This window comes from Rhizobium sp. NZLR11, assembly GCF_019685115.1.
Taxonomy (GTDB): Bacteria; Pseudomonadota; Alphaproteobacteria; order Rhizobiales; family Rhizobiaceae; genus Rhizobium.
The window spans coordinates 102,583-119,505 of sequence record NZ_JABDWD010000013.1 but is presented as its reverse complement, the minus strand read 5'-3'; the positions used below and the strand labels follow the sequence as shown (position 1 = coordinate 119,505).

General features: G+C 62.2%; 16 protein-coding genes. 7 read left to right on the top strand and 9 right to left on the bottom strand.

Going from position 1 to position 16,923, the window contains the following annotated elements:
- The first annotated feature begins 36 nt into the window (after positions 1 to 36).
- The gene (locus HJB83_RS21915; RefSeq protein ID WP_207580492.1) at positions 37 to 717 is read left to right on the top strand and encodes a peroxiredoxin-like family protein; all 681 of its coding nucleotides are present in this window, start codon (positions 37 to 39) and stop codon (positions 715 to 717) included.
- 37 nt (positions 718 to 754) lie between these two features.
- Here the strand turns inward: HJB83_RS21915 and HJB83_RS21910 are convergent, their stop codons facing one another.
- Positions 755 to 964 (bottom strand): hypothetical protein, encoded by a 210-nt coding sequence (locus HJB83_RS21910; RefSeq protein ID WP_259671076.1) that lies wholly within the window; start codon positions 962 to 964, stop codon positions 755 to 757.
- 183 nt (positions 965 to 1,147) lie between these two features.
- Here HJB83_RS21910 and HJB83_RS21905 point away from each other — a divergent pair, with 183 nt between their 5' ends.
- From HJB83_RS21905 to HJB83_RS21895, 3 genes are all read left to right on the top strand, one after another.
- The gene (locus HJB83_RS21905) at positions 1,148 to 2,356 is read left to right on the top strand and encodes an MFS transporter (protein ID WP_221115989.1); all 1,209 of its coding nucleotides are present in this window, start codon (positions 1,148 to 1,150) and stop codon (positions 2,354 to 2,356) included.
- A 175-nt stretch (positions 2,357 to 2,531) separates the two neighbouring features.
- The gene (locus HJB83_RS21900) at positions 2,532 to 3,023 is read left to right on the top strand and encodes a MarR family winged helix-turn-helix transcriptional regulator (RefSeq protein ID WP_207580490.1); all 492 of its coding nucleotides are present in this window, start codon (positions 2,532 to 2,534) and stop codon (positions 3,021 to 3,023) included.
- A complete protein-coding gene (locus tag HJB83_RS21895; protein WP_221132623.1) occupies positions 3,020 to 3,700 on the top strand; it encodes a GNAT family N-acetyltransferase in 681 nt (226 codons plus the stop codon). The genes HJB83_RS21900 and HJB83_RS21895 overlap by 4 nt, the downstream gene beginning before the upstream one ends.
- A gap of 106 nt (positions 3,701 to 3,806) precedes the next feature.
- Here HJB83_RS21895 and HJB83_RS21890 read toward each other — a convergent pair whose 3' ends face one another.
- The gene (locus HJB83_RS21890; protein WP_221132622.1) at positions 3,807 to 6,650 is read right to left on the bottom strand and encodes a pitrilysin family protein; all 2,844 of its coding nucleotides are present in this window, start codon (positions 6,648 to 6,650) and stop codon (positions 3,807 to 3,809) included.
- Between the two features lie 191 nt (positions 6,651 to 6,841).
- Here HJB83_RS21890 and HJB83_RS21885 point away from each other — a divergent pair, with 191 nt between their 5' ends.
- Entirely contained in the window at positions 6,842 to 7,822 is a 981-nt protein-coding gene (locus HJB83_RS21885) for a substrate-binding domain-containing protein (protein WP_221132621.1), read from the top strand.
- A 69-nt stretch (positions 7,823 to 7,891) separates the two neighbouring features.
- Here the strand turns inward: HJB83_RS21885 and HJB83_RS21880 are convergent, their stop codons facing one another.
- The 6 genes from HJB83_RS21880 to HJB83_RS21855 all read right to left on the bottom strand — a co-directional run bounded on the left by HJB83_RS21880 (position 7,892) and on the right by HJB83_RS21855 (position 13,558).
- Entirely contained in the window at positions 7,892 to 9,157 is a 1,266-nt protein-coding gene (locus HJB83_RS21880) for an ABC transporter substrate-binding protein (RefSeq protein ID WP_221115985.1), read from the bottom strand.
- Between the two features lie 27 nt (positions 9,158 to 9,184).
- Positions 9,185 to 10,021, bottom strand: a complete 837-nt coding sequence (locus tag HJB83_RS21875; protein ID WP_221115984.1) for a carbohydrate ABC transporter permease — start codon at positions 10,019 to 10,021, stop codon at positions 9,185 to 9,187.
- Positions 10,018 to 10,941: a carbohydrate ABC transporter permease gene (locus HJB83_RS21870; protein WP_221115983.1), complete on the bottom strand. Its 924-nt coding sequence runs from the start codon at positions 10,939 to 10,941 to the stop codon at positions 10,018 to 10,020. Before HJB83_RS21870 ends, HJB83_RS21875 begins: the two co-directional genes overlap by 4 nt.
- Positions 10,934 to 12,139, bottom strand: a complete 1,206-nt coding sequence (locus HJB83_RS21865) for an ABC transporter ATP-binding protein (RefSeq protein ID WP_221132620.1) — start codon at positions 12,137 to 12,139, stop codon at positions 10,934 to 10,936. Before HJB83_RS21865 ends, HJB83_RS21870 begins: the two co-directional genes overlap by 8 nt.
- Positions 12,136 to 12,966 (bottom strand): metallophosphoesterase, encoded by an 831-nt coding sequence (locus tag HJB83_RS21860; protein ID WP_207580486.1) that lies wholly within the window; start codon positions 12,964 to 12,966, stop codon positions 12,136 to 12,138. Before HJB83_RS21860 ends, HJB83_RS21865 begins: the two co-directional genes overlap by 4 nt.
- 196 nt (positions 12,967 to 13,162) lie before the next feature.
- Positions 13,163 to 13,558 (bottom strand): hypothetical protein, encoded by a 396-nt coding sequence (locus HJB83_RS21855; protein ID WP_221132619.1) that lies wholly within the window; start codon positions 13,556 to 13,558, stop codon positions 13,163 to 13,165.
- 154 nt (positions 13,559 to 13,712) lie between these two features.
- Here HJB83_RS21855 and HJB83_RS21850 point away from each other — a divergent pair, with 154 nt between their 5' ends.
- Together HJB83_RS21850 and HJB83_RS21845 are read left to right on the top strand one after the other, a co-directional pair.
- Positions 13,713 to 14,015: a hypothetical protein gene (locus HJB83_RS21850; protein WP_207584312.1), complete on the top strand. Its 303-nt coding sequence runs from the start codon at positions 13,713 to 13,715 to the stop codon at positions 14,013 to 14,015.
- A gap of 138 nt (positions 14,016 to 14,153) precedes the next feature.
- On the top strand, positions 14,154 to 14,342 hold the full coding sequence (locus HJB83_RS21845; RefSeq protein ID WP_221132618.1) for a hypothetical protein: 189 nt from the start codon (positions 14,154 to 14,156) through the stop codon (positions 14,340 to 14,342).
- Positions 14,343 to 14,385: 43 nt separating this feature from the next.
- Here the strand turns inward: HJB83_RS21845 and HJB83_RS21840 are convergent, their stop codons facing one another.
- A complete protein-coding gene (locus tag HJB83_RS21840; RefSeq protein ID WP_221132617.1) occupies positions 14,386 to 16,758 on the bottom strand; it encodes an alpha-amylase family glycosyl hydrolase in 2,373 nt (790 codons plus the stop codon).
- Positions 16,759 to 16,923: the final 165 nt, after the last annotated feature.

The following is a 16,923-nucleotide window of genomic DNA, read 5'->3' as shown; positions in this document are numbered from 1 at the left end:
CGAACTGATTCAGACAGATAAAGGGAGGAATTAAACATGCAGGAGAACCACTCGGAAAGACCATTGCAGCCTGGAGATCGCGCGCCGAACGTGGTGCTGGATGCGATCACCCGCCAGGGCAAGATCGCCATCGACGATTTTCGCGGTCAAAAGCCGGTGCTTGTCGGGCTGTTCCGCGGACTGCATTGCCCCTTCTGCCGCCGGCAGATCGCCGCCATGGCCGAACTCACCGGTGCATTGCAGGAAAAAGGTATCGACAGCCTGACTGTGGTGAATACGCCGATCGACCGTGCCCGCCTCTATTTCCGCTACCACCCGCTTCCCAACCTGCTGGCGGCCTCCGACCCTGAGCGGATGTCGCACAGGGCGTTCGGCCTGCCAAATGTCCAGTTCACCGAAGCCGAGAATGACTGGCCGCACAAGCTCAGCATGAGCACGGTGACCTCGATGCGTATCGACATGCCGGGCGAGCTCCCGGAGCCCATGGACGTGATGGCGGCGGTGGACTATCTCGACAAGGCGGATGGTTACGAATTCACTGAGGATGACACGCAGATGATCGCTACCGGCTATGGCCAGCTTGTCGGCGAATTCCTGCTCGATCGGGATGGCGTCGTGCGCTGGTGTTTCACGGAAGTCGAAGAGGGTGGCCGCCATATGTTCGGCGGTCCCGCCCCTCGGGAAGTGATGTCGGCAGCCTCGAATATGGCTGTTTGAAGCGATCAGTCTTGCGTTCGGGGATTACTCCTCGGCGTTACATCGGGCGTGAGGCTAGCCAGTCGTGAAACGCTGCAACCTGGTATCGACGCAACGCCTTTGGCGAGGCGACGATGTAATACGCCCACTTCACCGGCCAGCGGATATCCGGCAACAGATGGACCAGCCTGCCGCTGTCGAGTTCCTGCGCCACGAGCGCCTTGCGCACGAGGGCGACGCTCCTCGCCGCGACTGCGGCCTGGATCACCGCCGCTGTGCGCCGGCGGCGGGCATCCGCTTCCCGGAAGCCGCAATGGGTGTCTGGCCTGTGGAAGGACCACCTCATCCTGGCAGAGAGCGAGACAAGCCCCTCCGAACCTGGTTACCTTGCCGGCGCAGTTACCGCTGCGGGTCGAGCAGTCGCCGACATTCTGTCGAAGATGGATTCCAGATGAACATCATACATCAAGCCTCGGCCGACCCGGCAGTCGCGAAGCGCAACTCCTGGGTCCTTACCATTGCGCAGGCCTTCGGTGGCGCCAATGCCCCGATCATCGTCTCGCTCGGCGGTCTGGTCGGACAGCATTTGTCAGCGGATCCCGATCTCGTTACCCTTCCCGTCAGTCTTCTCAGCCTTGGGCTGGCACTCGGGACGCTCCCCGCCGCCTGGGTGATGCGTCGCTTCGGACGCAAGCCCGGCTATCTGCTGGGCTCGGCGATCGGCATGATCTCCGGTCTGATCGCTGCACTGGGGATCGTGCTCTCCAGCTTCCTGGTCTTCTGTCTCGGCACCTGTCTTGCAGGTTTCTACTCCTCCTATGTTCAGAGCTACCGGTTCGCCGCGACCGACAACGCCACCGGGTCGCAGAGCCATAAAGCGATCGCCCGGGTCATGGTCGGCGGCCTGGTCTCCGCGATCATCGGGCCGCAGCTCGTCATCTGGACGCGCGACGCCCTTCCGGGAACACCCTTTGCCGGGAGCTTCCTCAGCCAGGCCGCCCTTGCCGCCTTGGCGTTTCCGGTGCTGCTCTTTCTTCGCACATCGACGCCGCGGGCGGCTCATGCACCGGAAAGCGCCCCGGAACGGCCGCTTGTCCAGATTTTGACCTCGCCGCGCTATCTCCTCGCCATCGCAACCGGTGTCGTTTCGTATGGCTTGATGACCTTCGTGATGACCGCGTCACCGATCGCGATGGTCGGGCATGGTCACTCGATCGACCAGGCGGCACTGGGGATCCAATGGCACATTCTCGCCATGTATGCCCCGAGTTTCGTTACCGGCCGCCTGATAGTGCGCTTCGGCAAGGAACGGATCGCAGCCGTCGGTCTCCTCCTCATCGGCTGCTCGGCGGCCGTCGCGCTCTCCGGCTTCGACATCGCCCACTTCTGGCTCTCGCTGGTTCTGCTCGGGATCGGCTGGAACTTCGGCTTCATCGGCGCAACCGCCATGGTGGCCGACTGCCATACGCCGGCGGAACGCAGCAAGGTGCAGGGTGCAAACGACTTCCTTGTCTTTGGTACAGTCGCCTGCGCGTCCTTCTCGGCCGGATCGCTTCTCCACAGTTCCGGCTGGGAGACGATCAACTGGATCGTGCTTCCGGCCGCCGCCCTGGTGCTGGTTCCCCTGGTCTGGCGGGCGGCGCGGCCCATCGCGATATAGGCCGGCGATCCTCAAGCCGTGCGGCGACCGTGGCGCCTGAAGTCGATATGCGGCGGGTCACGCCAGGGCGTTTTCCTTCTGCTGCTCTCGCAGTTAGCCTCACATGCCCCCAAATTTCCGATTTGATCAATTATATAACCTGTTATATAACCTGTACTGCAAATGGAGAGGCGGCATGGTCGAGGATGTGGTCCGAACGCTCGGCTTTATGTGCATGGGCAGCCGGTTGCGGCGTATTGGAGAGAGGCTGCAGGCCGATACGCAGCAGGTCATCGACGAGGCCGGTCTCGGCATCCAGGCGGGTCAGTATCCCTTTCTTGCGGCAATCGACAGGGCCGGACCGCTGACGATCGGCGAGCTTGCCCAGGCAGTAGGAATTACCCAGCCCGGTGCAACGCGCACCATCGGCCAGCTTCTCGAACTCGGCTTTGTCGATATGCAGCCGGCCGCGGACGATCAGCGCCGCAAACTGGTCTCGCTGACCAGCAAGGGACAGGACCTCGTCGATCATTCGAAAAAGGTGATCTGGCCGCGCATCGCGGCCGCCGTTGCGGATCTTTGCGGCGATCTCGAAGGGCCTATTCTCCAACAGCTCGCAGCCATCGAGGACGGGCTTGCGGCGGTGCCGCTTGCGCGCCGCAAGCCGGGCAAGGAGGAAGAAGCATGACCCATATCCTCGACCGGCCGATCTGGACCGCGCTTAAGACGGCGCATGCCGGCCTTGCGGAGGGGAACGAAAACGCGCGGCGATACCCACCATCGATCGTCTCCTTCGCCGCCTCCGCTGACGATAGGCCCGAAAGCCTCGACGCCCTCGAGAATCTGCCTTCGCAGGAGGAGAGCATGATCCTCGTCGAAGCCGGGCCGATCGCCATTCCAGCGGGCCTTGCCATCGCCACGGAGGCACCGTTGGTCCAGATGATTGCCGAGCAGCCGCATGCGAAAATTTCGGATTCCCGCATCGAGATGCTGACGGAGGCCGACGCCGCCGACATGCTGGCTTTGGCGACACTGACCAAACCCGGGCCATTCACTCTGCGCGCCCAGTGCCTGGGGAGCTTCTGGGGCATCAGAAGCGACGGACGGCTGGTGGCGATGGCTGGGCAGCGGATGCGGCAGACCGGTTTCATCGAGCTCAGCGGGCTCTGCACCCATCCCGATTTCCAGGGGCGCGGTCTCGGCACCCTGCTCTTCCGCTTCGTTGCCGGCGAAATCGCATCCAACGGCGATACCGCCTATCTGCATGCCTATGCGGCAAACACATCCGCCATTTCCCTCTATCTCGCGCTCGGCTTTACGCTTCGCGCGGAGATGAATATGCGCGTGGTCAAACGCCGCTCATGAGCGAGTGCACGACGCACCTCTTTTCCGCACGGCTGCGCGGGACGATGTCTCGCGCCGGGCTCCGGTCCCATCCGAGACGAGATGCGCCGGCGGGGCTTCGAAGCGCCTATCGGACCGCAGCCGGCAGCACTTCGAATTTCCAGAATTTTTCCGGGCTGAAATAGGTCTTGGCAAATTCGCGGATATCGCCGGCGGTGACCTTGTCGTAGCCGCTGAGATTGTCGCGTATCCGATCTAAACGACGCGCATCCGTCTGAGCGCCGCGCAGATATTCGATCCAATATTCGTTGCTCTGCCGCTGATGCTTCAGTGTCTCGATAATGGGTTCCCGTGCACGCGCGAACTCGTCCGGAGAGACATCATGCGCCCGCAGGTCGTTGGCGATCTCGTCGACAAGAGCATAGAAGCGCGCAATCTTTGCCGGGGCCGTCTCGACATAGAAAAATGCGTAGCCATAGCCGGGGACTTCCCTTGACAGATTAGCGTCGCCCTCCACGGCGTAGCTTGCGCCTTCTGTAATACGAAACCGGTCGATCAGCCTGTTTTGGAAAATCTGGGTGGCAATATTGGCGGTGAAGGACCGCGGCAGATCGGAGAGCAAATCGCCGATCGGAGCCCCTACGGCGGCGGCGGCGTTGTCTGCCCTGCCGCTATGGGTCAGCAAAACGGGTTTCTCGTTTGCCGCCGGAAACCGCACGTCGCCCCGAGCATTGCTCGGCCCCGCCTCCGGGCGCGGCGGCAAAGCACCGAAGGTTTCAGCTGTCAGCCGGATTGCGTCGTCCACCGTAACGTCGCCGACGATGGTGATATCGATCGGGCCGCTGGAAACCATAGGCCGGAACACCGCCTCGAAATCGCCTGGCTTGGCGGCGGACAACTCAGCGCGATCGGGGAAGGTCCAGCGCGGATCGCCGGAATGCACGAGACCTGCGAAATCACGGCTGACGACGCCGCCGGGGGTCGCCTGATACTGATCGAGGCCGCTCAAATAGGCCTGCTGCACACGCTTGAACGCCTCGGGGCGGTACGCGGGATCAGAGGTATATGCCGTCATCAGCTGCAATTGCGTCACAAGATCTTCAGTCCGTGTACGACCGTCGAACTGGAAGGAGCTGTCGCCGACCGAGAAGTCGATGCCGACGATGTTGGCCGTCAGCGCTTTCTGTACATCCTGGTAATCCATGGCCCTCACGCCGGACAGCGCGACGGCCGGGGATGCCCAGATCGGGGCGGGACGGTCGTGCGGTAGATCCAGTCGGCCGCGGCCGATATCTTCGCGCACCAGCACTTCGTTGGCGCGCAGCTTGGTCGGCTTGACGGTAAGCCGTACGCCATTGGAAAAGCGCACCATGGTCAAGCCGAGATCATCGACGGCGCGGCGTTCGACCACAGCCCCGGGTTCGCCGAAATGGGTGTAGGGCCAGGCGACGTCAGCGACACTGGCTGGCGCCGAGACGGCAATAGCCTTTGAAGCGTCATAGGCTTGGCGTACCGCATCGGCGCCGGCCTGCGGTGATTGGGCTGCCTGCAGCACGACCTGCGGACCGTTGCCTGTGAAAGCAAGTTGCAGGGCCTGATTGACCTCGGCCGCCGTGACGCCGTTCGTCATCGTTTCGAACAGTGAGAGATCCTGGGCAGGCGACGTGAAGACCTGATTATCATCGACGCTGCTGGCCAGTGTGGAAGCAATGTCGGTGGTCGTGCGCGTCTCGGCTCCGGCCACGGCAGCCTGGAGGGCCGAGCGATATTCGAGGATTTCGCGATCGATCTCAGCCTGCGCAACGCCGAACTCTTCGATGCGACGCTGTTCCTGGTCAATGGCCGTGAGGGCTGCCTGCCATTTGTCCGGCTCGGAATTTGCCGAGATCAGCACGACATGCGCGGAATCGAGGAGATCCTGGGAGCCGACGCCCGCGCTGATGAAAGGGGCATCCGCCTTGCTGGCGATGGTGCTCACCCGACGTTTGAGCACCATCAGGCCGAGATCTTCGACAAGCTCGGTGCGGCGCTTGGCGAAGGTGTCCGCCGTGGCGTCGTAAGGACGCGTCCAGGCGATCTGTACGCTAGTCATGCCGCCGGGAACGACGAGGACGCCGGTGCTTTCGCCTTTCGTCTCCAGTGTGCCGAGATCCGGTTTAGCAGGCGTCGGACCCACGCCCTTCCAGTCGCCGAAGCGCTGCCGGATTTCGATTTCCATGGCGGCGGGGTCGATATCGCCCACCACCATCAGCGTTGCCCGATCCGGCCGGTAGTTGGCCCGGTAATAATCGCGAACGAGGTCCACCGGCGCATTGCTGATAATGTCAGCTTTGCCGATCGGCGCGCGCATGGTCGCGCGCTGGCCAGCGAGCAACGAATTCATGATTCCGAGCCCGGCGCGATACTGCGGCGTATCGCGCAGCCGTTCCTCCGACAGGATGACGCCGCGCTCGCGATCAAAGGCGCCGGCATCGAGGGTCAGCTCGCTTGCCGTCTCTCGCATCAGCATCAGGCCCGTCGAAACCGTGTCGGCATCGACCTCGGGAAGATCGAGCGCATAGACAGTCTCATCATAAGAGGTATGGGCGTTGGTGTCCGGTCCAAAGGCCAAGCCCTTGCGCTGCAGGATACGGATGATCTCCCCTTCGGCGACATGCGTCGAACCCTTGAAAGCCATGTGCTCCAGAACATGCGCAAGGCCCTGCTGGTTGTCGTTTTCCTCAAGCGAGCCGGCGCCAATGCGAAAGCGGATTGCGGCCTGTCCGGGCGGTGTGGCATTGCGCATGATCGCAAACCGCATACCGTTGGCGAGCGTGCCGAAATGGACGTCGGAATCGGCCTGGAGATCGCTTTGCGTCTGTGGCCAGGACGCGGACAGGGTGTCCGCATAGGCCGGCGAGGCGAAGTTTGCGACAAGGGAGACGGTCGCGAGAAACCGCCAGGCGGCGGCGCATTCCATTTTGTGAGACATTCTTGTCCAGGAGATAAGCATTAAGAGATGGGAAGCGTTGATCTGACTATTCCACAGGTTGCATTTCGCTTCAACTTCCATGTGTGTGATTGGATAAGAAGTGAAAACTCGAATTAGCCGCCTGTGTCAGACCAATGTCATCGAAGTCTCCTAAGGGATTGCGCCTTATCTGTCACCAGGAGGCGTTTTCGATGGCGACATTGGAGCAGGTCGCGTTCAGGGCGGGATGCTCGCTGGCGACGGCAAGCCGGGTACTCAACCGCAACGGACCGGCCAGCGACCTGATGGTGCGCAAGGTGCGCCGCGCCGCGGCGGAACTCGGCTACCGCCCGGCCGGCCTGTCCGTCGGGCGGATTGGGCGCAGGCCGGTGGTCGGCGTGCTGATTCCGAGCATCACCAATCCGGTCTTTGCCTCGTCGCTGTCGAGCATCCAGAACCGCATGCTGGTTGCCGGCCATGGCGTGTTGATCGCCCAGTCGAATTACGACCCGGCGCGCGAGGCCGATGCCGTCGCAGCACTGCTGAACGACCGGCCGACCGGGCTGATCCTCACCGTCTGCGATCCGTCGACCAGCGAGGCGCTGCTTGCCAGGCTGCCGCCGACCGTGCTGCTCAACAACCTGCCGACGGCGCAGTTTCCGGCGGCCGTCACCGCCGACAATCGCGGCGCGGGCCGCGAGATCGCGACCTTCCTGATCGGCATGGGCCATCGCCGCATTCTGTTTCTCTCCGGCAATTTCGCCGCCTCCGACCGCGCGCGCCTTCGCTACCAGGGTTATCTCGACGCCATGGCCGAGAATGGGCTGACACCGCGCGATGCCATGCAGATCCCCTTCGTCGGCGGCTATGACCAGCTCGATCTCGGTGTCGCGATGGCCTCGCCTTCTCCGACGGCGATCATCGCCTCCAACGACCTTCTGGCGCTCGGCGTCATCGGCGCGCTGAAGCGTGAGGGGCTCTCGGTGCCCGGGGATGTTTCGGTCGCCGGCTTCGACGGCATCGCCATCGGCCGGCTGATCGATCCGCCGCTGACGACGATTGAAATGCCGGATGCCAGCATGGGAGCAACGGCCGCCTCGCTGCTTCTCGACATGGCGGAGAATGCCGCCCCTGCCCGCCATCTCGATATCGCCTATACCCTTCGCTGCGGCGGCACGGTGCGCGCCATCTGAAGCGTGCGAAACACGAAGGCCGCCAAGCGCTCGGCGTGGCGGCCTGCTTTATTGCTTCTAAGGAACCAATCAGCTGCGCGGCAGCATGCCTTCGACATCGGCGGCTGCGTCGTCAAGCGCTGCCTTCGGCTCGGCCGACTGGTCGACGATGCGCGAGAGGTTGTCGACGATCGTCTGCGTGACCTTGACGCCGTTCGAACCGGGGAAGGCATACCAGGGGATCATCACCGGCATCTGGCTGAGGCCTGCCTGGAACAGCGGGTTCTGCTTGTAGAAGTCGCCGAGGTATTCGGGCGACTTGGCGGCAAGCTCGTTGTTCGGAACGTAACCGGTGCCGGGCACGACGACGGAGGCGCCATAAGGGCCGGCGGCGAATTTGGCGAATTTCCAGGCGGCATCCTGCTTGGCAGCATCATGCGTCAAGATGACAACGGCGTTGCCGCCCGTCGGCAGATGGCCGTTCACCGGGTCGATCAGCGGAATCTTGGCCGTGCGCAGATCGAACTTGCTGCCGACATTCTTGATCGTGTTGCGCAGAGCGCCGGTCGTCTGGAATTCGAAACCGACCTTGCCGGCTGCGAAAGCCTGCTCGCCGGCGGGTTTGGTGAAAACGGGCATGCCGCCTTCGGTGACCAGGCGATGCAGGACCTCGACGGCCTTCTGACCTTCGGCACCGTTGAAGGCAACCTTGCCTTCGTCGTCGCTCAGCATCCTGCCGCCGGCGCCGAAGAGCAGCGCCGAAAACATCCAGTCGTCACCCTGCCAGCGGAAATCGATGCCGTCGACGCCATTGCCGAGCGCCTTGATCTTGCCGCCAAGGGCGATGACCTCATCCCAGGTCTTCGGCGGATTTTCGGGATCGCCGCCAGCCGCCTTCACGAGATCGGCGTTGTAATACATGATCGGATTGGAGGTCGCGAAAGCAAGGCCCACTTGCTTGCCCTTGACCTGGGCGAGCTTGAGGATCGTGTCGGAAAAGCCCTGTTCGGCCATGTTGCCGTCCTTCCGGACGAGCGGGCCGAGGTCGACGGCGACGTCGCGTTCGTCGAGCATGCGCAGGCGGTTCAGGCCGATGAAGGTAATGTCGGGCATTTCGCTGGTGCCGACCTGGCGAAGGATCGTCTGGATGCCTTCTTCATAGGTTGCCGAGGGGCTGGCGAACTGGATCTTGATATCGGGGTTCTCAGCCATGAACTTCTTCGAGATCGTGTCCATCACGTCCTTGAAGAAACCCGGCATCGGGTAATGGACCGTCAGCGTCGTCTCGGCCTGCGCGGGAAGCGCGATTGCCATCGAGACGGCCGCTGCGGCGAGCAGCTGGGTGATATGTTTCATCGCTCGTTCTCCTTACGTTGAAACCGGTCAGCCTTTGAGACCGGTCATGGTGATGCCCTCGACGAACCGCTTCTGCGCGAGCAGGAAGGCGACAACGAGGGGAAGGGTAATGATGAGGGTCGCCGCCATCAGCGCGCCGTAGTCGTCGCCGGCCTCGGCGGCGCGGAAATACATCAGGCCGAGCGGCGGCGTGGCATAGTCCTGCTTGCTGATGACGATCAGCGGCCAGTAAAGGTCGTTCCAATGGGCGACGACCGAGAAGATGGCAAAGGCGGTGACCGCCGGCCAGGCATTCGGCACGATGACGCGGGCGACGATGCCGACCTCCGACATGCCGTCGAGACGGGCGGCATGGATGAGATCGTCCGGCATGGCGCGAAAGAACTGCAGGAACATGAAGATCGCGAAGACCGAAATGGTGAAGGGCGCGACCAGAGCGGCATAGCTGTTGAGCAGCGAGGCACGGTCGAAGGCGACATAGAGCGGCAGCGCGGTCGCATGGATCGGCACGAGAAGGCCGAGCATGACCAGCACCATCATGGCGCGGGCGGCGCCGAAGCGAAGTTTGGCCATGGCGTAGGCGCAGGGGATCGCCACCAGCACCTGAAAGAAGAAGATCAGCCCGCAGACGACGACGCCGTTCCACAGGAGCCGCCCCATCGGCACCCGGCTCAAAGCCTTGGCGAAATTCTCGACATAGGCGAGATGCGCCGGGATCAGCGACAGCGATGAGGTGAAGATATCGCTCTGCGTCTTGCCGGCCGCGGAGATCATGAAGATGTAAGGCGACAGGAAGATGATCGCCCCTAGGGAAAGCAGGCTCAGGCGGATGATCCTGCCTAGGGAAAAAGCGCTGGTCATCATGTGTAATGTACCCGGCGATCGAGAAGGCGGTACTGCAGGAACATCAGCACCACCAGGATCAGCAGAAACACCACCGTCATCGCCGAGGCATAACCGACGCGCAGATAGACGAAGCCCTCCTGGTAGATCGTGAAGAGCAGCACTTCAGACGTCTTGTTCGGACCGCCCTCGGTCAGCGTCTTCACCGTCTCGAAGACCTTGACCGCATTGGTGATGCTGATGGTGATGACGAAGAGCGTCGTCGGACCGAGCATCGGCCAGGTGACCAGCAGGAAGCGGTCGAGCGAAGATTTGGCGCCGTCCACTTCGGCGGCCGCGTAAAGCTCGCGCGGGATCGCCGTCAGCCCGGCCAGGAACAGCACCATGTTGAAGCCAGCCGATTGCCAGACGCCGATGATCGAGAGGCTGTAAAGTACCGTGCCGGAGCTGCCCAGCCAGTTCGGGCCGGGAAGCCCGACAAGCGCCAGCAGCGCGTTCAGTGGGCCGATCGTCGGATGGAACATATATTGCCAGACGGTCGCCATGGCGACGATCAGCGAGGCGACGGGCAGGAAATAGGCAGTGCGGAAAAAGCTGCGGGCCGCGGTTTCGCTCTCGATCAGCATGGCGATGCCGAGACCGAGAAAGATCGAGGCCGGTGCGACAATCGCCGTATAGACCGTCGTATTCCATAGCGATTTGCGAAACGTCCGGTCGGTGATCAGATGGGCATAATTCTCGAAGCCGACGAAACGGAACTTGCCGTAGCCGAGTTCGAAATCGGTAAAGCCGAGCATGATGACTGAAGCAACCGGCAAAAGCACGAAGAGAAAAAGCAGGATCATTGCCGGCAGCACCAGCATCCAGGCGATGCGGGCCTCGCTACGCCGATGCGCAACAGCAGAATCGTGCGGAGCGGCCATGGAAACAACGCTAGCCATGCGCCCTCTCCCGCGGGGCATCGCCCATCGCGAGCCCGGCATCGGCGTTGCCGAGCCCGGCATCACCTGTTGCAACGCTGCCGGCCAGCCGGCTGCCGTCCTCGGCAAAGATCAGCGTGCGGCCCGGCGACAATCGAAGCCCCACCGCATCGTCTGCCGTAAGGCCCGAGGCTTCGGATGGTTGAACCTTGGCAACGACAGTCTCGCCGACCGCATCAAGCCGGCAATGGAGTATGACCTCGGAGCCCAGGAACTCGACGCGTTCGACATGGGCGGCAAGGCCGTCATGCCGGTTCTTGGACAGAAAGACGAATTCGGGACGAATGGCGAGCGTGACCGGCACCTTCCTGTCTGGTGCATTTTCAAGTGTCAGGCGCAAGCCGCCGAAAGCAATGGTGCCGCCTTCGGCCGCAGCCGGAAGCAGATTGATGCGCGGCTGGCCGATGAAGCGGGCGACCTCGATATGGGCGGGATCGTCGTAGATGACCTCAGGGCTGGCGATCTGCAGCAATTTGCCGCCCATCATCACGGCGACGCGGTCTGCCATCGACAGCGCTTCTGCCTGGTCATGGGTGACATAGAGGGTCGGCACGCCGGCGCGCCGATGCAGGTCGACGATCTCGCCGCGGGCATGGACGCGCAGGTTGGCGTCGAGGTTGGACAGCGGCTCGTCCATCAGGAAGATGCTTGGCTGGCGCACCATGGCGCGAGCGAGCGCCACGCGCTGACGCTGGCCGCCCGACATCTGGCCGGGCTTGCGATCGAGCAGATGGTCGATCTTCAGCGATGTCGCCATCTCCCTGACGTCGCGGGCGATCGCCGCGCGGGTAGCGCGCTGACCTGGAATCAGCGATCCCACGAAAGGCAGCCGCTCTACTCTCGACAACCGGCGCATTGCCAGCGGCACCGCAATGTTTTGCGAGGCCGTCAGGTGCGGATAGAGCGCGTAGGACTGAAAGACCATGGCGATGTTGCGGTCGGCGGCCGCCACACCGGACATGTCCCGTCCGCGGATCAGGATCTCACCGCGGTCGGCATGGTCCAGGCCGGCAAGAATGCGCAAGAGCGTGCTCTTGCCGCAGCCGGAGGGGCCGACCAGCGCGATGAATTCGCCGGCCTCGACGTCGAGGCTGACGCCATCGAGGATCTGGTTGTCGCCGAAAGCCTTGGTGATGCCGCGAATCGAGAGCGCGCTCATTCGACGGGTTCCCGCTCTCTGACCGCCTGCGGATAGACCTCGTGCACGACCTCGTCGAGTACATAAGCGGTCATGCCGGGAACGGCGACGATAGTGCTTTCGACATCGGCATCGAATTCGTGGACGACGGCGCCGATCAGACGCTCGCCCGGCATCTCCCGCTCCATCTTGTCGATGATGAAGGCGGCCGACGGACCCCAGGTCAGTTGGGTATTGTCGAAGCGGCCCTGCCAGGCCCAGTGAAGGTGGCCGCTGGCAAACAGGGCCACGTCATGGGCTGAGATCATATCGTAGAGCCGCCGGCGCTGAGCGGGGTGAACGCTCCAATATCCGGTATCGCCTTCGTCAGGCGCATCGACGAACAGCGGCTTGTGGGCGAAAAGCGCCACACGCCGCCCCGCGCTGTCGGAAAGCGCCTGGTCGAGCCATTCGAACTGGGCTTCCTCCTCGTCATCCTCATGACCGAGAAGCAGCGAATTCAATCCGATGAAACGCCAGCCGGCCGCATCCTCCAGCCAGCGGTCGGGACCGGCAAGGCTGCGCCAGCGCGACAGCCGCTCGGCATCGACCGCCTGGTCGGATCCCTTGAGGTGGCCGACATCGTGATTGCCGGGGACGATCAGCATTGGGATCGACACCTGGCGCATCAGATCCATCGAGAAGGTGATGTCCTCGTCCTTGTCGGCACCGTCGACCGTGAGATCGCCGGTATGAACGATCAAGTCGGCGCCGGTCGCTTCGATCCAGGTCAGAAGCGGCGCCCAGTTGCCGTTGAAATGCGGCTTATTGGGACTGAAATGGGTGTCGGTGATCTGAATGATTTTCATCGGCGCGTCTCCGAGACCTGGGAAGCGCGTGGTGCGTGCTTCCTTCTCGTGCCCTCTCTAGAAGGCTCGCATGTCAATCAGACACCGCCGGTTTTCAGCTGTTTCTCAGTTTTGACATCCATCTGTCATGCAAGAAGAAGGCTGCCCGCTGGAGCGGGCAGCCTTCGCCTGCATTTGGAACTGGAAACGCATGAGTTCAGTGCCGTCGCGCGTTGGCAGGAATGGACGACACCGTGGCCGAGACAGGGTCGCTTGCCGGAAAGCTATCCTCAAGACCTTCATTGAGTTCTTCCTCCAGCACCTTACTGTCATGGGTCGAACGTGCGCTCGGCTGGCCGATCAGGCCCCTGCTGCCTTCGTCGAAATTTCCGTTGCTCAAGGCATCGTAACGGTTGATGCTGCCATCCGCTTCCCCGGCAGCAAAGCTGGTCAGCTGGACCATCATCACCTTGGCGTGGTCGACGGCTGTGGAGTCGTCGAGCTCGCCATGAGAGTTGTCGATCTTGACGGAGATCGATTCTCCTCCTTCGCCCAAGAATTCGACGGTGAAGACGTCACCGGCCTGTGTCACTCGTGTATCGATCAACTGCATGGAAACCTCCCGTGTTCATCGATATCAACGGCAATCACGGTCGGTGAGTTCCACGCCACTTCGAGACAAGGCAGCGACCGATCCTCGCACAGCATCCGCGCTGGAACAAAGAATGGCGGATGCGCGTTCATTGACGTCCAAAAGGTCCGCGTCCATGTCGAAGTCAACACTGTCGCCGCAAGAAAAACATTCGTTCTCCAACATTCCCGCAGACCAGAAGCTCGCCTTGATATCGCGATATTCGCAGGCGTTGCGCAAGCTCGCCAGATCGGCCGAAGCGGTCGGACGGGGTGATATGTTGCCGATGCTGTTTCAGGTGGCCGATGGGCTAGACAAAATGGCACCCGAGATTGCCGAGACCGAGGCGGGGCTCGAGGTGATGGCGCGCACGGCACGGCTGATCCGGACGGGCGAGGACATGCTGCTGCCGAGGTCCTCGTCATCAGTCGCCCATTGAACGTCATCCAGCGAGAACGACCCGACTAAAGGCAGCACCGACCCCGGCCCTTATGGTTAATTTATTAATAATTCAGAGTTTATAAAGGGAACGAACCGGCCTTTCCGAGTGTTGGTGGTGCGCCGTAGAGGAACCTCGATGATCCTGAAAATCCTTGCCCCCCAAATCGACACCGATTGCCATGACACCGGCACTTATGCCGATGGCATCTTTGCTGAAAACCGGATCGATCTGTCCGCTCGCCACAACGGCCGCCGCCGGTCGCAGCATGAGCGCGACTATGGTGCCGGCAGAAAACTGGACAACCTGCCGGTCGGGTTTGCCTGAGGGCCGCCCGCCATTACCTTCTGCCTTGGAAAAGCGTGACGCGTTACAGCCTGCGAAACACCAGGACACCTGACGCAGGCAGCACGGCATCGAGCGTTCCCGCCGTGGCTCTGATCTTTCTGCCGCCGTTGCCGACATTCCAGCCGCCATATGTCTGGGCATCGGTGTTGAAGACCTCTTCCCAGAGGTCATCTCCTAAACGCTCGCTGCGCAGCCGATAGCCACGTTCGAAGGGAGCGTCGTTCAGCGATCCCACCACGAGGAAATCCTGGCCGTCGTTCCATCGATGAAATGCGATCACCCGATCCTCGTCATGGACATAGGGAACGGCGATGTTGCGAGAACGAATGGCATCTTGGTGGATGCTGAGCGCGATCAGATCGCGATAACAGCTGATCATCCCCGCCCCGTTGCCCGAAGCCTCGCCGAGGATATTCTCGCGGTTCTCCAGGAAATCACTGTAACGATAGGGCTTCTGGGCGCCGATTTCCTCGCCCATGAAAAACATCGGCGTGCCGGCCGATAGCAGCGTCATCGCCGCCGCGAACCTGGATCTCGCCTCCGCCCAAGCCCTGGTCTCGCCGACGATCGGTGCGAAATTGACCGCGATGACTGCGGTTCTTGCCGACCCCTCGCGATTGCCGCAATCGTCGTGCGATTGGTTGTAGACCACCTTGGATCGCGCGCTCGCCTGCAAGGCGCCGGCAAGGGACGACATGGTCAGCGCCCGCTTGTCGCCAAAACCGGCATTCTTCAAAAGCTGCGCCTGAGCGCCGCCGTGATATTCGACGAGGTTGTGATGAAAATCGCCGTACCAGGTCGCGTCGAAGCCGAGCCCGTCGCCGGTCAGGCTCGGCTCCGTCATCGCCGACCAGTCCGAATAATCCTCGGCCGTCAGGAAAACCTCGGGCTTGATCAGCCGCATCGTGCGGCTCCACTGCTTCAGGAATTTCGCGCCTGACGCAGCGGCCCGATCGGCGCGCCGGCCGTCGGCATGCAGCACCGGATATTGATGGATCGAACTGGTCTGATCGAGCCGGAAACCATCGATATGGCAGACGGAGACGAGAAATGCCGCGCTGGAGATGAAAAGCTGGCGCACGGCCTCCTCATCGAAGGCAGGCGCCCATCCCGTCGAGATGTTGTCGATATAGCCGCCCGTCGGATCGGCGTAATCGCCGGGGCGTCCCTCGTACCAATAGTAGATATTGCGGGTGGGGTCGTTGGAATCATAGGCCCATTGCGCCCGCTCGCCATCCGGATCGAAGTGGTTGTAACAAACGTCCAGAATGACGGCGATGCCCTGCTGGTGGCAGGCCTTGACGAATAACTTCAGCCGGTCGGTGCCGCCGGTCCCCTGATCGGCGGCAAAGAAATGCGACGTGCCGTAACCCCAGTTGGCCCGCGTCTCGAATTCGGCGATCGGCAGCAGTTCCACGGCGTTGACGCCGAGCGCGGAAAGATGCGCGACGAAGGCGATCGCATCATCCAGCGTTCCCGGCGCTGGCTTGCCGAAACCGAGCGCGCCGACATGCAATTCATAGATCACCAGATCCTCGAGCCGCTCAGGAAGTTTGCGGCCGGCCACGAATTCGTCAGCCCAGAACGCCTCGGCGGCAAGCTCCTGCCCGGACGGCAGCGTCACCCACTTCGGGTCGCAGACGACCGAGCAGCTCTGCGGTCCGTCCAAACCAGCCGGCGATCCGTGATAGGCCGCGCCATCCGGATCGAAATCTCCCGCACCGATCTGCATCAGCGACCAGATGTCGGTCCGGTAGGCGAGCGATCCATCATCCTTGGTGACGCGATACATATACGGCGTGCCGACCATGCCGTCGAAATCGGTAAGGCGGCCATCGTCGCCGGTTTCAACCGACCAGATCCCCTCGCCGGTCCTTCGCATGCCGATGGTCCCGAGCGCTCCGGTGCCGTCGTCGGCGACGTAGCCGATGGCGGGATCAGCGAGGACAAGCGAGACCTCCCGAGCGTTCGGCGCCCAGACCGAGAAGCGAATGCCGGCGACACCGTCACGCCTCTCAACCCGGTTCGCCCCCAGACGGCCGATCCATGTCAGGTGATAGGTCTGCGGCGCCATCTCCTGGTGGAGATCGAAGGAACGTTCGCGACCCGACGAGGCCTCGTCGTCCAATTCGGCGGTGATTGCCCATAGATCCGGCATGCCCGGCCGATCGAGCTCGATGCCCCATCGAAAATTCGTGCCTATCTCGGCATCGGGAAAGGAAATCCTGGCGACAAAGACATCATATCCATCCTCGTCACGCGAGCCCTGCATAGGAACCGATGTCCAATCATTCGCGGGGCGGCCATGCTCGTCCCAACTGCCGCGGAGACGGACATTGTCAAACGCCATCGACGGCAGGCCGCTGCGAAACCGGAATTGCACATTGACGGTCATCGGATCCTCCAGAGGTATCGGATTTCGCCGGACTCCGCTTATGCGGCTGTCTCACTTGAGCAGTGATCGGCAGGCTGAATGCAAAATGCAAGCACCGATTCGGCATTCAAGGCGATCCAGCACGAGCCACATTCAAGACAATATATCATGGTTAACGGGCAATAC